12 protein-coding genes and 1 other RNA gene are annotated in these 16,410 nt (G+C 32.5%); 2 read left to right on the top strand and 11 right to left on the bottom strand.

Going from position 1 to position 16,410, the window contains the following annotated elements:
* Window positions 1-2: 2 nt before the first annotated feature.
* The 3 genes from folP to CDSE_RS00750 all read right to left on the bottom strand — a co-directional run bounded on the left by folP (window position 3) and on the right by CDSE_RS00750 (window position 3,539).
* Window positions 3-845 carry a dihydropteroate synthase gene (folP, locus tag CDSE_RS00760; RefSeq protein ID WP_015396114.1) on the bottom strand — a complete coding sequence of 281 codons (843 nt, stop codon included), beginning with the start codon at window positions 843-845 and terminating at the stop codon, window positions 3-5.
* A 32-nt stretch (window positions 846-877) separates the two neighbouring features.
* A complete protein-coding gene (gene ftsH, locus CDSE_RS00755) occupies window positions 878-2,686 on the bottom strand; it encodes an ATP-dependent zinc metalloprotease FtsH (protein ID WP_041186195.1) in 1,809 nt (602 codons plus the stop codon).
* 199 nt (window positions 2,687-2,885) lie between these two features.
* A complete protein-coding gene (locus tag CDSE_RS00750; RefSeq protein ID WP_015396112.1) occupies window positions 2,886-3,539 on the bottom strand; it encodes an RlmE family RNA methyltransferase in 654 nt (217 codons plus the stop codon).
* 20 nt (window positions 3,540-3,559) lie between these two features.
* Between CDSE_RS00750 and CDSE_RS00745 the strand changes: the two genes are divergently transcribed.
* Window positions 3,560-3,841 (top strand): YhbY family RNA-binding protein, encoded by a 282-nt coding sequence (locus CDSE_RS00745; RefSeq protein ID WP_015396111.1) that lies wholly within the window; start codon window positions 3,560-3,562, stop codon window positions 3,839-3,841.
* Window positions 3,842-3,942: 101 nt separating this feature from the next.
* Here the strand turns inward: CDSE_RS00745 and greA are convergent, their stop codons facing one another.
* From greA to carA, 3 genes are all read right to left on the bottom strand, one after another.
* On the bottom strand, window positions 3,943-4,419 hold the full coding sequence (gene greA / locus CDSE_RS00740) for a transcription elongation factor GreA (RefSeq protein ID WP_015396110.1): 477 nt from the start codon (window positions 4,417-4,419) through the stop codon (window positions 3,943-3,945).
* A gap of 154 nt (window positions 4,420-4,573) precedes the next feature.
* The gene (carB, locus tag CDSE_RS00735) at window positions 4,574-7,816 is read right to left on the bottom strand and encodes a carbamoyl-phosphate synthase large subunit (protein ID WP_015396109.1); all 3,243 of its coding nucleotides are present in this window, start codon (window positions 7,814-7,816) and stop codon (window positions 4,574-4,576) included.
* A gap of 10 nt (window positions 7,817-7,826) precedes the next feature.
* Window positions 7,827-8,978 (bottom strand): glutamine-hydrolyzing carbamoyl-phosphate synthase small subunit, encoded by a 1,152-nt coding sequence (gene carA, locus CDSE_RS00730; protein WP_015396108.1) that lies wholly within the window; start codon window positions 8,976-8,978, stop codon window positions 7,827-7,829.
* A gap of 144 nt (window positions 8,979-9,122) precedes the next feature.
* Between carA and tal the strand changes: the two genes are divergently transcribed.
* On the top strand, window positions 9,123-10,073 hold the full coding sequence (gene tal / locus CDSE_RS00725; RefSeq protein ID WP_015396107.1) for a transaldolase: 951 nt from the start codon (window positions 9,123-9,125) through the stop codon (window positions 10,071-10,073).
* Between the two features lie 50 nt (window positions 10,074-10,123).
* Here tal and recR read toward each other — a convergent pair whose 3' ends face one another.
* From recR to CDSE_RS00705, 5 genes are all read right to left on the bottom strand, one after another.
* On the bottom strand, window positions 10,124-10,738 hold the full coding sequence (gene recR / locus CDSE_RS00720; RefSeq protein WP_015396106.1) for a recombination mediator RecR: 615 nt from the start codon (window positions 10,736-10,738) through the stop codon (window positions 10,124-10,126).
* 37 nt (window positions 10,739-10,775) lie between these two features.
* Window positions 10,776-11,099, bottom strand: coding sequence for a YbaB/EbfC family nucleoid-associated protein (locus CDSE_RS00715; protein WP_015396105.1), 324 nt, complete (start codon window positions 11,097-11,099; stop codon window positions 10,776-10,778).
* Window positions 11,100-11,148: 49 nt separating this feature from the next.
* The gene (gene dnaX / locus CDSE_RS00710) at window positions 11,149-12,798 is read right to left on the bottom strand and encodes a DNA polymerase III subunit gamma/tau (protein WP_015396104.1); all 1,650 of its coding nucleotides are present in this window, start codon (window positions 12,796-12,798) and stop codon (window positions 11,149-11,151) included.
* Between the two features lie 49 nt (window positions 12,799-12,847).
* An RNA gene (ffs, locus tag CDSE_RS03960) (signal recognition particle sRNA small type) lies at window positions 12,848-12,934 on the bottom strand.
* 97 nt (window positions 12,935-13,031) lie between these two features.
* The gene (locus tag CDSE_RS00705) at window positions 13,032-16,406 is read right to left on the bottom strand and encodes a UvrD-helicase domain-containing protein (RefSeq protein ID WP_015396103.1); all 3,375 of its coding nucleotides are present in this window, start codon (window positions 16,404-16,406) and stop codon (window positions 13,032-13,034) included.
* Window positions 16,407-16,410: the final 4 nt, after the last annotated feature.

Below are 16,410 nucleotides of genomic sequence, written 5' to 3'. Positions count from 1 at the left end.
AATTAAAAATCCTGATTTACAGCAGCCCATATCTTAAGGGCCTCAACAGTTGAAGCAACATCATGAACCCTTACAAAATTAGCACCATTTGTCACAGCAGATAACATAGCAGCAATACTCCCAATTAAGCGATTAGACGTATTATTACCTGTAATATTACCAATCATTGATTTTCTAGAAAGTCCTACTAAAATAGGAAGATTTTTATACCGTATATCTGCCAATTTGTTTATTAAAAAATAATTTTGTTTTACACTTTTACCAAAACCGAACCCAGGATCTAAAATCAATCTATCTGAATTTATATTGTTATTTACTAACCTATTAACCTGGTTATCAAAAAAATCGCATACATCAACAACAATGCTCTTTGAATCTATAAGATCAGGGTGTGTAGTATTGCCTATATGTTCTTTCATATGCATAACACAAAGAGCACAATTATAGGAAGAAACAATCTCCATTGAACATGGATTCATAAAACCATGAACATCATTTATTAAATCAACCCCCATATCTAACATAACTTGCATAACTTCTGGCTTATATGTATCTATAGATATAGGAATATTATAATCCATTAAAACTTCAACAACAGGTAACAATCTTTTTAATTCCTCATCTGCAGGAACAAATATAGATGATGGTCTAGTAGACTCTGCCCCTATATCTATTACATCAACACCTTCATTAATCATTCTCTCTGCCTGATGTAATGCTGTACTAATAGAAGTATAACTACCACCATCTGAAAATGAATCAGGAGTAAGATTTAATATGCCCATAATTACTGGAGATGACCAATCAAGATTAAAACGACCACATTGAAGAGTTTTATGAATCATATTTAAAGATGTTTTAATAAAATAATTCTTTTTTAATCATTAATAGATAAATGCTTTCTAGAAATAATGTCATCAATCTGATCAGAGTTTAAAGTTTCTAGCTTCAATAAAGACTCAGCCATATTCTCTATAATATCGCGATTAGATTCAATAATATTTCTTGCCACGTTATATTGATCATCAATAATTGTTCTTATTTCATTATCAACCTTCTGCATAGTAGCCTCTGAAACGTGTATTGTTTTAGTAACACTACGACCAAGAAATACTTCACTTTCATTATCAGCGTATATCATCGGACCCAATTCTTTAGTCATTCCATATCGTGTAACTATATCTCTTGCAATAGAAGTTGCTTTTTCAAAATCATTAGAAGCCCCAGTTGTCATTTGATTCATAAAAATTTCTTCAGCAATACGACCACCAAACAAAACAGAAATAGTATTTAGCAAACGTTCTTTATCCATACTATAACGATCTCTATCAGGTAGTTGCATAGTAACACCCAAAGCTAAACCTCTAGGTATTATCGTAACTTTATGAACAGGATCAGTTTTAGGTAACATCTTTGCTACAACAACATGACCAGATTCATGATAGGCTGTATTACGTCGCTCTTCTTCTGGCATAACCATAGAAAGCCTTTCAGCACCCATCATTATCTTATCTTTTGCTTTCTCAAAATCAAACATCTCTACTTTCTTTGCATTTCTTCTTGCGGCAAATAATGCTGATTCATTAACAAGATTAGATAAATCTGCCCCTGAGAATCCAGGAGTGCCACGTGCTAATATAGAAGGATCAACATCGTCAGATAATGGAACTTTACCCATATGTACCTTTAATATTTGCTCTCTACCTTTGATATCAGGCAAAGGAACAACAACCTGTCTATCAAAACGACCAGGTCTAAGTAATGCAGGATCCAAAACATCAGGTCTATTAGTTGCAGCAATGACAACAACTCCCTGACCTGCTTCAAAACCATCCATTTCTACTAGCATCTGATTAAGAGTTTGTTCTCGCTCATCATTTCCTCCTCCTACACCAGCACCTCTTTGTCTTCCTACCGCATCAATCTCATCAATAAAAATTATACAAGGAGAATATTTCTTGGCATTTTCAAACATGTCTCTTACTCTTGAAGCACCAACACCAACAAACATCTCAACAAAATCAGAACCAGAAATACTAAAAAAAGGAACTTTTGCTTCTCCTGCTATTGCTCTAGCCAATAAAGTTTTTCCAGTACCTGGAGAGCCAACCATCAATATACCTCTCGGAATTCTTCCTCCAAGTTTTTGGAATTTAGTAGGATCTTTTAAGAAATCAACTAACTCCTGCACTTCCTCCTTTGCTTCATCACATCCTGCAACATCAGCAAAAGTAGTTTTGTTGGTGGCATCATCCAACATCTTAGCTCTTGATTTCCCAAAACTAAAAGCTCCACCTCGACCTCCACCTTGCATTTGTCTCATAAAAAACACCCATACTCCTATTAGAAGTAACATAGGAAACCATGAAACAAAAACACTAGCTAAAAAAGATGGCTCTTCTCTAGGTTTAGCAACAACCTGAACATTGTTTTTTAACAAATCAGAAACCATCCATAAATCACCTGGAGAGACTAAAGAATGAACATATCCGTTATCGGATAAAACACGCAAAACATCTCCCTGAACCTCTACTTTCTTTATATGGCCTGATCTAACATCATCCATAAAATGCGTATAGGTATAATTATCTTGGAATCTACTACGTCCATCAAAATGTCTAAACACAGTAAAAAGTGCTAGGGCAATCCCTATCCAAACTGCAACTTTTGAAAAAGAACTATTCAAAGTCGAGCTCCTGCTTACAATTATGAAAATTGGATACATTTAACCCATTTAAGGGGTTAATATAAAACAACAAAAAGTTAAAAACTGATTTTACTAGAGATAGTAAAATCAGACCACATTATATTATCAAACATAACAACATTCAAAATAATAATAATATTCAGAACAAACATTAACATTATTTTCAGTTATTAAAAAACTAAAAATCTAATAATCTTTGCTTAAGCTCTCTAGCTATTAAAAAAGTTTCTGATGAATTAGCTCGAGAAGCTCGAGGTTTAATTTCTACAACACTTTTAAAAAATTTCTTATATAAAAACACAATTTGTGAAAAACCAGCTCCATGGAAAGCCTTCACTATCATCACTCCATTGTTTTTCAGATGAGAAACAGAAAATTCCATTGCTAATTCACAAACATGCTGTACTCTAGCGCTATCTGCACTAGCTATACCTGTTAAGTTGGGGGCCATATCAGAAATTACAATATCTACCGACTGATTAGATATATATTTCTTTAATTTTTCTATAGTATCATAATCTCTAAAGTCTCCTTGTATAAAATCTACCCCTGAAATTGGCTCCATAGGTAACATATCCAAAGCAATAATTTTTCCATTCATGCTTCCATCTGGTAAAATCATTCTTTCTCTCATAACTTGAGACCAACTACCAGGAGATGAACCAAGATCGATAACAATTTTCTTATTCTTAAAATTAATTTTTTCGGAGTCTAATAGTTCTATTAACTTAAAAGCAGCTCTAGCGCGATATCCTTTTTGATGCGCTAGTTTTACATAAGGATCTTCAATATGATGTTTAATCCATATTTTAGTTGATTTATCTTTTGCCATTATTATAAAATTCCAAACATATGCATACAAATCCTGATTATACTAAATTAAATATTTGCAAATCCATAGCTCATAAACTTGAACCTGTAGTTATGATAGGAAACAAAGGTTTTACAGAACAAGTTCTAAAAGAAATTATTACAGCACTAAAAGCACATAAACTTATAAAAATAAAAATAAATACTAAAGAAAAGCAAGAACGTCAAGATATCATAAAAAACATATGTGAAAAAACGAACTGTCAATTAATACAACAAATTGGCAAAATCGTAGTTATATATAAACACAATAGTGAAATTTAGAACCAAAAAACAAACAATATTACTTAGAAGAATTTTTCTACAACAGAAATATTCTTCTAAGTAACTATAGACGTATAATAAACTCATAAAAAAGTATTAAATTATATATAACTTATTTCTATAATTTCGTACTCATAATTCCCTGATGGAGCTCTAACCTCAATAATATCACCTTCTTCCTTGCCAATCATAGCTCTGGCCATAGGACTAGAAATAGATATTAGATTTAGTTTAATATCAGCCTCAGCATCTCCAACTATTTGGTATGAATATTTTTCTTTAGAATTTAAATCTTCTATATTAACAGTAGCACCAAACACAACCTTTCCTTCAGAAAGTATGCTTTTAGGATCTATCAATTGAGCATTAGACAGAATACTTTCCAAATTAGCAATTCTACTTTCAATAAATCCTTGACGTTCTCTAGCAGCATCATATTCAGCATTTTCAGAAAGGTCTCCATGAGAACGAGCTTCTGCTATAGCATTAATCACCGAAGGCCTTTCTTCAGTCTTTAATTGATGTAGTTCTTTACGTAAAGATTCTGCTCCCTTAATAGTAAGTGGAATAACAGCCATAATTTGCCTCCTATAAAAATACTTACAAACACGATTCAATTATAAATACAAAACCCCGACTCATAACAGAATCGGGGTTTTTAATAATTTTACTAAATAAAAAAATAACTCAAAATGCAATTTAAACTATCAGCAAACACTAAAGTATAAAAAACTAGTGTTTTAAAGAAGCATGTAACTCCTGTAAAGAATAAACTTGCAATCCAAGTCCTTTTCTCAAATACTGCATTCCTTCTACAGCAGCACGAGCTCCAGCAATTGTTGTAAAACAAGTAACACGATTTGCTAGTGACTGAACTCTTATTGTACGAGAATCAATAATAGCATTTCTTCTCTCTTCAACTGTATTAATAACCAAAGAAATATCACCGTTCTTAATCATATCAACTATATGAGGGCGACCTTCATTAACCTTATTAACAATTTGAACAGGGAGGCCAACTTCACTTATTTTCTTTGCTGTTCCTCTAGTTGCTATAATCTTGAATCCTAAATCATGTAATCCCTTAGCAATCTCCACAGCAAGGTTCTTATCTTGTTCTTTAACACTAATAAAAACCAATCCAGATTCAGGTAATTTAACTCCAGCTCCCATTTGAGCCTTCACAAAAGCCTCACCAAAACTTCTACCAACACCCATTACTTCACCTGTTGATTTCATTTCAGGACCAAGAATTGTATCCACTCCAGGAAATTTAACAAAAGGAAATACAGATTCCTTAACAGAAAAATAACTAGGAATAATCTCTTTCTTTATCCCTTGTGAAGATAAGCTTTGACCAACCATAACTCTTGCTGCAATTTTGGCTAACTGCAAACCAGTAGATTTTGAAACATAGGGAACAGTACGAGAAGCTCTAGGATTTACCTCTAATACGTACACATCTCCATCCTGCACAGCAAACTGAATGTTCATCAACCCTTTAACATTTAAAGATTTTGCTATCAAATTAGTTTGATTCTTTATATCAGAAACTATCTCATCTGATAGAGAATAATGAGGCAAACTACAAGCAGAATCACCAGAATGGACGCCAGCTTGCTCTATATGCTCCATTACCCCACCTATAAATGAATCAATACCATCTGATATACAATCAACATCCACTTCAGTAGCATTATTTAAAAATCTATCCAACAATACAGGAGAATCATTACTTACCTTAACAGCTTCTCTCATATATCGTTCAAGATCATTCTGCTCATGAACTATTTCCATAGCTCTACCGCCTAATACATAACTAGGACGAACGACCAAAGGATATCCTATTTCGATAGCAAGAGCTAATGCCTCAGACTCAGTTCTAGCTGTACGATTAGGAGGTTGACGTAAATTTATTTTATTTAAAAGCTTCTGAAATCTTTCTCTATCTTCTGCTATGTCTATAGATTCTGGACTTGTGCCTATTATAGGAACACCATTAGCTTCCAAAGACTTTGCTAATTTTAAAGGAGTTTGACCTCCGTAATGAACTATTACACCAATTGGATTTTCTTTATAAACTATTTCTAAAACATTCTCTAATGTCAATGGCTCAAAATACAGTCTATCAGATGTATCATAATCTGTGGAAACAGTCTCTGGATTACAATTAATCATTATTGTTTCATAACCATCCTCTTTTAAAGCCAAAGAGGCATGAACACAACAATAATCAAACTCAATTCCCTGGCCAATTCTATTTGGACCACCACCCAAAATAACAACTTTCTTCTTATCATCAGATGGATGTGACTCACACTCATCTTCATATGTAGAATACATATATGCAGTGCGAGTTGAAAACTCTGCCGCACAAGTATCTACTCTTTTATACACAGGTCTTATTCCAAACTGGTGGCGCAACTTTCTTATCTCAGACTCTGATGCATCCAATAAAAAGCCTATTCTTGTATCCGAGAAACCACGACGCTTTAATTCAAGCAATGTGCTATGATCCAAATTAGATAAATTATAAGTTTCTAGAGACAATTCAATATCAACAATATTCTTTATCTGATCCAAGAACCAAGAATCTATTTTAGTAATAGAATGAACCTCTTCAACTGACCAACCTTGCGCAAAAGCATCTGCCACATACCATATTCTTTCAGGCCCAGGTTCTCCCAACTCAACCTGTAAGGTTTCACGGTCAACGGTCTTTTGATTTAATCCGTCAACTCCAACCTCCAACCCCCTAAGAGCCTTTTGAAAAGACTCTTGAAAAGTTCTACCTATAGCCATAACCTCACCAACAGATTTCATTTGTGTTGTTAAACGAGAGTCAGCAGTAGGAAATTTTTCAAAAGCAAAACGTGGTACCTTTGTAACAACATAATCAATAGAAGGTTCAAATGAAGCAGGAGTTAGGCCACCGGTAATATCATTCTTTAATTCGTCTAAAGTAAAACCAACTGCTAACAAAGCAGCAACTTTTGCAATAGGAAACCCAGTAGCTTTGGATGCTAATGCAGATGACCTTGAAACTCTTGGGTTCATCTCTATGACAACCATACGTCCTGTATCAGGATTTACAGCAAACTGCACATTAGAACCACCAGTATCAACTCCTATCTCACGCAGAACAGCGATAGAAGCACTACGCATAATCTGATATTCTCTATCAGTCAATGTTTGAGCCGGAGCAACTGTAATAGAGTCTCCAGTATGGACTCCCATAGGATCTAAATTTTCTATAGAACAAATTATAATGCAATTATCTGCTTTGTCCCTTATAACCTCCATTTCAAACTCTTTCCAACCCAATAGAGATTCCTCAATCAAAAGCTCTTTTGTTGGAGATGCCTCTAACCCTCTAGTACAAATTTCTTCAAATTCATCCGCATTATAAGCAATACCACCACCAGAACCACCCATAGTAAAACTTGGGCGGATAACTACAGGAAAACCAGATACTTCTGAATTAGCAGCTATACTTTGTTGAACTTCCCATGCTTCTTTCATGCTATGAGCTAAACCAGACTTAGCTGATTCTAAACCTATATCTGTCATAGCCTTCTTAAACTTATTCCTATCCTCAGCCTTTTCAATGGCTTTTGCATTAGCTCCAATCAACTCGACATTATATTTATCCAAAACACCATGGCTAGATAAATCCAATGCACAATTTAATGCGGTTTGTCCACCCATTGTAGGCAACAAAGCATCAGGTCTTTCTTTTTCTATAATTTTTTCTACAGCTTGCCAATTTATAGGCTCTATATATGTAACATCTGCAGTCTCTGGATCAGTCATTATAGTGGCTGGATTACTATTAACTAAAATAGTTCTAAAACCTTCTGACTTAAGAGCTTTACAAGCTTGAGCTCCAGAATAGTCAAACTCACAAGCTTGGCCTATAACTATAGGACCAGCTCCAATAATAAGAATACTTTTTAGGTCTGTACGCTTCGGCATTTTGCAACCTTTATTTTTTTAAGCACATTAGGCTAATAAACTTATCGAATAAAACAGTAATATCTACTGGCCCTGGACTAGCTTCAGGATGACCCTGGAAACAGAAAGCTGGACGATCTATTAACTCAAAACCTTGTAAAGAACCATCAAACAAAGACACATGAGTCACTCTAGCATTCTCTGGAAGAGAGGCAGCATCCACAGCAAATCCATGATTTTGACTAGTAATAAATACCTTTCTAGATTGTAAATCTTGAACAGGATGATTCGCTCCATGATGACCAGTTTTCATCTTAACTGTTCTAGCCCCTACTGCTAATCCCATCAACTGATGACCCAAACAAATACCAAACAGTGGTATCTTGTTTTCCAAAAAGAATTTAACAGCTGTTATTGCATAATCACATGGTTCAGGATCTCCCGGACCATTTGATAAAAAAACTCCATCAGGATTTAATTTCATAACATCGTTTGCCGATGTTTTTGCTGGAACTATGGTTACATCACAACCACGATCTACTAAAAGACGTAAAATGTTGCTTTTAACACCAAAATCATATGCCACAACATGAAACTTCGAAGTCTTAGGTTTAGAAAATCCTTCTCCTAAATTCCAAATTCCCTCTGACCAAGTTTCTACATTAGGTCTAGAAACAACTTGCGCTAAATCTTGACCAGACATTCCAGAAAAACCTCTAGCTAATTCAATAGCCTTTTTAGAATCATCTCCTACAAGGATACAAGCTCCCTGAGAACCTGATTCTCTCAAAATACGGGTTAGTTTCCTAGTATCAATATCAGAAATAGCAACAATACCATTATCCTTTAAGTATGTAGGTAGAGAACATTTGGCTCTAAAATTGGAAAATACACTTGTACAATTACGGATAATTAATCCAGAAACATGTATCTTATTTGACTCTATGTCTTCATTGTTTACTCCTGTATTACCTATATGAGGATAGGTTAAAGTAACTATCTGACCAGTATAACTTGGATCAGTGAGAATTTCTTGATATCCAGTCATTGAAGTATTAAATACGACTTCTGCTACAGTATATCCAGGAGCACCTATAGACAAACCTTTAAATATCTCCCCACCAGACAAAGCTAATATTGCAGGGGATAATTCATTTCTATCTTTAAAAAGTTGAGAGAACACGATAAACCTTAGTATTTTAGTATCGACAATCAGCTATTACTATTGTACATTCACTTTATGTTTATAAAAATAACAACTCTAATCTAATATTATTATATATTATTCTAATTTCAATCTAAAAACCACTTTTAAAAATTTATTGTTATGAACCAACTTGAATCACTAAGAAAATATACAACAGTAGTAGCAGACACTGGAAGTTTTGAAAGCATTAAAAACTTAAAACCAACTGATGCAACTACAAACCCTTCTCTTATATTAAAGGCAGCACAACAAAAAGAATACAACCATCTATTAACCAATATAATAAAAAACAATAAAAACATCTCACTATCGGACATAACCGACAAAATAACCGTAGAATTTGGTAAAGAAATCTTAAAAATAATACCTGGAAGAGTTTCGACAGAAGTAGACGCAAGACTATCTTTCGACACAAAAGCAACAATAGAAAAAGCCAGATTCTTAATAAACCAATACGAATCAAGTGGGATAGATAGAAAAAGAGTGCTAATAAAGATTGCAGCAACATGGGAAGGAATACAAGCAGCAAAAACACTGGAAATGGAAGGAATCCATTGTAATTTAACTTTATTGTTTTCTTTGACACAAGCTATGGCATGTGCTCAAGCTAATGTAAAACTAATATCACCATTTGTTGGAAGAATATATGACTGGCATAAAAAAAATGAAGGGGCAGAATGGAATGAAGAAAACAAAAAAGGAGAGAATGATCCTGGAGTTAAATCAGTTGTTGCAATTTACAATTACTACAAATCATTAGGAATAGAAACAGAAATCATGGGTGCTAGTTTTAGGAATATTAATCAAATAATTTCCTTGTCAGGATGTGATTTACTAACAATAAGCCCAGAATTATTAAAAGAATTAGAAAAAACACCTGGTCATACACCAGCAAAACTAAATAAAAAATATAATGAAAAAAAAGAATTAAAAAAACATTACATTACAGAAAGTGAATTTAGATTTATGTTAAATAGTGATGTAATGGCCAGCGAAAAACTAGCAGAAGGAATTAGAGCATTTATTAAAGATACGAACACACTAGAAAACATAATAAAAGAGCATATATAAATAAATATGAACAAGTAGAAATTTGCAACTACTTGTTCATACATTAACATCTAATTAATTATCTTACGATCTATCAAAGCCCAAGCTATAGTACCTGCATCTATATACTCTAGCTCACTACCAGCAGGAACACCTCTAGCCAACCTACTGGTTTTTATATTAGCGGAAGAAAACATATCAATCAAAAACTGTGCTGTAGTCTCCCCCTCTGCTGTAAAACCAGTGGCTATAATAACTTCTTCTACATTACCAGCATGCACTCTATCAAAAATTTTCTGAAAATTTAATTCCTTAGGACCAACTCCATCTAGTGGAGATACTCTACCCATAAGTACATAATAGAGACCTTTATAACCATGACTTGATTCTACACTATTCTGATCAGATGGATTCTCCACGATACATAATAAACGCTTGTCTCTAAAATCACTAGCACAAGTAAAACACAACTCAGTTTCAGAAAAACCATTACAACTTACACAATGTCTCAAACTAGCAACAGCATCGGACAATGATTTGCTTAAAAAACCAGCACCATCCAAGTCATACTGCATTAAATGATAAGCTATTCTTCTGGCTGATCTAATACCTATACCAGGTAATCTTTTCAAAGCCTTTATCAAATTAATCAATGGCTCTGGCTCATTAAAATGGTATTCGTCCATTAATATCCTATCAAAAACAATAAGAACAATAAGCAATCTAGAATGGAAATTTCATTCCCGGAGGCATAGGAAAACCAGATGTAACAGAAGCAACTTTTTCTTGAGATAAATTATCTGCCTTACGTAAAGCATCATTAAATGCTGCAATCAATAAATCTTCTAACATATCTTTGTCATCAGATAACAAACTTGGATCTATTTTTATTTTCTTTACATCATGTTTGCAACTCATACAAACCTCCACCAAACCTCCACCAGAAGATCCTTGAACCTCTATTTCTGACAAAGAATCCTGGACTTTTTTCATATTTTCTTGTACTTGCTGAGCTTGCCGCATTAAACCTGCAATTTGACCCTTCATAACTATAAACTATCCTTTAATTAAACCTTCAAAATCCCATTGAAAAACATCATTCCAACTTTGAGATTGTACTAGAAATGATTTCACCATCTAAATCGTCAACTAAATCCTGCACAAAAACATCATTCTTTACCAATTCTATTAACTTATCTTTTTCATAGGCCAGAGAAGATTTTGATATCTCATAAGCTGTCTTATTAACATCAGCTCCGACCAATACATTTAATTTTACATTAACTCCAAAATAATCACACAAAGCATTTTGCAAACGTTCTATATTATCTTGACTAGCTAAAGTAGAAATAGCCACTTTAATTACAATGGTGTTTTCAAAAACCTTTATGAATTCACTTTGCTTCGCTAATTCCAGAGCAAAACCATAAACTGTTAACCTATTAACAAGAGTTACCCATCTATCAACGGATAATTCTTGAAATCCAAACACAAAATCATTACTAACTGATGAATTGCAATCTATATCAGAGCTTTGATCTATACAAAGATAATTATTACTCTCGTTAATATCGTTCAAATCTACGAAGTCATAATGTGATTTGTTATTATCTATTAATTGTTTATCAGAAGGATTTACAATATTATCTGACCTAATATTTCCTTGTTTGAATAAGGACACTAATCTCAAACAAATCATAATAAAACCAATGTAGTGATCAGGAGCTCTGTCTAGCTCTTGAGAACTATTTACAACGACAGCATACAACAAATTCAATAAATCTTGAGAAATTTCATGTTTAAAAAAAGAAATGTTTCTACTATTATGAGAAGCATTATTTTCATAACCTGTTATTTGTTGAGAAATAGCTACTTCAGATAATAAAACAGCCAAATCAGACAAAAATTCTTCATAAGAAAACCCTGAGTTAATAATATCATCAGCAATTTTTATTATAGAATTGGCGTCGTCATTCATAATACTTCTTAGAAGATTCTCAACCTTTATAACATCAACCATTCCAAGCATTAATCTTAAAGAAACCTCTGTAATTGAATTATTTCCATAAGATATAGCCTGATCAGATAAAGACAACGCATCCCTAATAGATCCATTAGCTAATCTTGATATAATATCCAAAGCTGAAGTTTCAAAAATAACTTTTTCTGATTCTAAAATTTTAACTAATTGACTAATAATCGAACTAGTTGAAATATTCCTCAAATTAAAACATAAACATCGTGAGAGTACTGTTATAGGAATCTTATGAAGATCAGTAGTGGCAAATATGAATTTTACATGCTCTGGAGGCTCTTCTAATGTTTTCAACATAGAATTAAATGCATGGTTAGTTAACATATGCACTTCATCTATTAAAAATACTTTAAACCTACCAGAGACAGGTGTATAATTTGCCTGTTCCAAAAGGATTGACATCTCATCAACACCTCTATTTGAGGCTGCGTCCAACTCAAGATAATCTAATGTTCCACCAACATCAATACCAATACAAGAATCACACTTGCCACAAGGATTTGATGTAATACCATTTATGCAGTTTAATGATTTAGCTAATATTCTAGCTATAGAAGTTTTACCTACTCCCCTAGGTCCAGAAAACAACCAAGCATGATGCAATCTCTTAGAATTTAAAGCATTTACCAAGGCTTTTACAACATGATCTTGCCCCATAACATCTTCAAAAAACCTAGGACGCCATTTTCTAGCTAAAGCCAAATAACTCATAAGAGAGAACAATTATAAAATTAAATAAATTTCTTTGATATATAAGGCGGTAAGATTATTGTCACTGAAATATCTGCAATTATGGCTGCTTTGTTCCCAATCTGACCAGGTTCATTACATCATCATGCAAAAAAAATACCGCCCAGTTTCCATTCTAACAGAGTAAACAAATAACTAAAACTATATTATAAAAATATAGTTCTTAATACACAAAATAAGCATTAAATAAATACTTAATCTAACTCAATCCATATCTTATACAAAGGCAAGTATATTGCAGCATAGGTTTTTTTCTTATCAAGATGATATAAAACATCACAATATTTTCTTAATTGACTAGAATATGTATCCTTTATTCTAACAATAAAATTATTGATATCCTCATTCTCATGAATTTTCGATAATTTATAATCTACAATTAACCAACTATCTCCAAGATCTAAAGCGACATCTAAAACAAATATTTGGCCATGATCATCTACTAACGACCATTCTCTACGAGAATTATTGTAATTAGATAAAAGCCATAATCCCTTATCATCCATTAGCATATTACTTAATGCTGTCACAACAATATTAGTATACTTATCAACATCAAAAACTGGTATTCCAGATCTTATTAAATGTTTTCTTATTATATAATTATATTTTAGTAAATAATCTATATTCCATAAATCCAAGCCTTCCTCTGCAATACGCCGCAACCAAAAATGCATTACTGTACCCATAATCGCATCGCAATTATGCAATAAACTATATTTCTCTCTTTTGTTTTTTTCGTAAAAATTCTCAATAATATTCCTATTATCTTGACATGTAGATTCACGAATCAAAGATAAGCCATCCAATGAAATTCTACTTAAAGGTTTAGAATTACTGTTTTTTTTAGTAAAACCTAACTCTTTATTTAAATTTTTACAATCATCAGTACTAATATTACTCCATAATCTACCCAATAAACTATCAGAGTTAGGATTAGAACACAAACCATTTTCATCCAATTTAACACTAGCCACCAAGTGTATTTTCTTCTTGGCTCTTGTACAAGCCACATACATCAAGCGATCTATTTCATAAGAATTACGAATTCTGGCTCTATTTTTTAAATAATCTGAAATTAAATCAGAGTCGTTACTATATTTGGGATTTATTGGAGCAAACAAAACACCATTTGAATTTGACTCAAACCTAATTAAAGGATCTCTATCATTTTTAGAAGAATGATGTAAACCATGAAGTATTACAGTGTCAAACTGCAAGCCTTTTGATTTATGCATGGTCATAATATCGACACAATGATCTATATTATTAGAATTAGATGAAGCGAATAAATTGTTAACTCTATCTTCAAACTGATCTATATCTAATATACCATACGGAAAATGCTCATCAATTAAATCAAAAATGCTATTAGCATCTTTATTAGCATCTTTATCTTGATAAACATTTGCCCCTCCTAATTTCTGCCATACATCTTCCACAAAAGTAGCCATAGGAAAATTATTAGACTGGCCATAATTAGATAATAATACTAATGCAACCTGAGATATCCTTAAAAACTCTGAATGACTAAGATTTAATTCGGCATAAGATGGTGTTTTATCATATATTGAATTATTCTTTTCTTCTAAAATATTTAAAACATCAAACAGCAAAGAAGGAATAGGTGTATTATGATCATCACCAAAAAGCTTATACATACTATCTAGAGTTAAGCCACAGAATGGAGATCTTAAGACTGATAGCCAAGCTAATCTATCTCCTGGATGACTTAATGCTCTTATTAACTGGACTAAATCAGATACTACAGGTTTATCGCATAAATGGACTATATCAACAGCATTAAAAGCAATAGACTTCTTCTTCATTAACTCTGTTAATGACCCAAGATGATTACGTGACCTAACTAAAACAGCTATATGATGTTTATTACCTGCATGTAACGCTAAAGTTTTTTCAATAATATTTAAAGTTGTATATGCTAGTGCATCATCACCACCATCACTTAATACAGGATGAAATTCAACAGCATCACCAGGAATACCTGGAACACAAGATATAGATTTGCTATAAGATATTCCTCCTAGATCTAAACTATCTTTTAAAGGAAATAAATTCACAAAAGTATTGTTTACCCAATCAACTATACCTGATTGAGAACGAAAGTTATTTTTTAATTTTAGATATTTAGGTTTAATATTACCAATTCCATTTTTAACAACACTCAAAAATAAACCAACATCTGCTTTTCTAAAACTATATATTGATTGCATAGGATCACCAACCATGAATATAGTCTTTCCATCACCTGGAATCCAAGAAGAAGTTAATTTCTCTAATATGTTGAAATGTATTAAACTAGTATCCTGGAATTCATCTATTAATATATGACTAATTTGATAATCTAACCTAAACAAAATATCATTAATATCATTATTATTATCCAACGCACATAATGCTCTTTGATTTATTTCGATGAAATCCACTTCGGAATAATCGTTAAATCGCAAAATTAAATTTGCTGCTGATAAACATAAAGTATTTAATTGATCAGAAAGCCTATCCCACTGAGAGTCTGTAAAAAAAATATTGGGAGCGTGTTTAATATCAGCTAACAATGATACCCAATAAGAACTAGAAATATTTATCGATTCTACCCATCTTATTAATTTTTCTTTATGTAGACTTCCAGAGTAAAAACCAAGTTTTTTATTAAAAGATTTAGAATTACGTAAAGTATTTTTTGATGTAAGCAACAAAGAAGCTATCGCTTTCCATTTAGGTAAATCTTCAACTTTGCTAGTAAGAGAATGATCCCAATCTAACAATGGAGACAATACATTAATAGAATTAATTTTAGCCAAATTATTTGCTGCAATTTTTATAGGTTCTTTAATAAAACTTTGCCAATCATAAGGCATTTCATTTAAAAGATTTAATAAGTCTTGCTCTACCGTTAATCGTAAAGTCTCCTCTAACTTGTCCCTATTAAAACCATGACGCATGATCGGTAGCCATTGATCCCTCTTACTAAGCAAATCAGCTATTAAATCTATTGATCCCTTCATATCTAGATCTAGATTCACCAACGTTCTTTTTATGAAATCATACTTTTCTATTAAACTCAATGTGGACTTAGCAGCATGAGTATAATGAGAATTTATATCATCTGAAATATTTGGCATACCTCCCATTCTGGATAACCAAGGCAAACTTGATACCAAATTTGAGCAAAATGCATCAAAAGTTTTTATTATTAACCTAGAAGGATATTCTAGAATATTCCACTCAAATTTTTGATCCCTTTTTAATACCTCAACAGATAGGTTCCAACTTAAATCATCTTGTTTTATTTCATCACAATTCTTCACCAATTGTAATTTTTGTAAAACACGAGCTCTCATTTCAAATGCAGCCTTACGAGTAAATGTAATAGCTACTACATCCTCTGGTTTAGATGATTTTGATAACAGGGATAAAAATCTATTTATCAATAATTCAGTTTTACCAGAACCTGCAGGAGCTTGCACAATAAAAGACTCACAAGGATTCAATGCCTCAATTCTAATATCTTCATCTTGTATTAATATATTTTTTTTAGTATACATAAAT

This window comes from Candidatus Kinetoplastibacterium desouzaii TCC079E (assembly GCF_000340795.1).
GTDB classification, from domain to species: domain Bacteria; phylum Pseudomonadota; class Gammaproteobacteria; order Burkholderiales; family Burkholderiaceae_B; genus Kinetoplastidibacterium; species Kinetoplastidibacterium desouzai.
The sequence above is the reverse complement of the archived record's forward strand: the minus strand, read 5'-3'. Positions and strand labels throughout refer to the sequence as shown.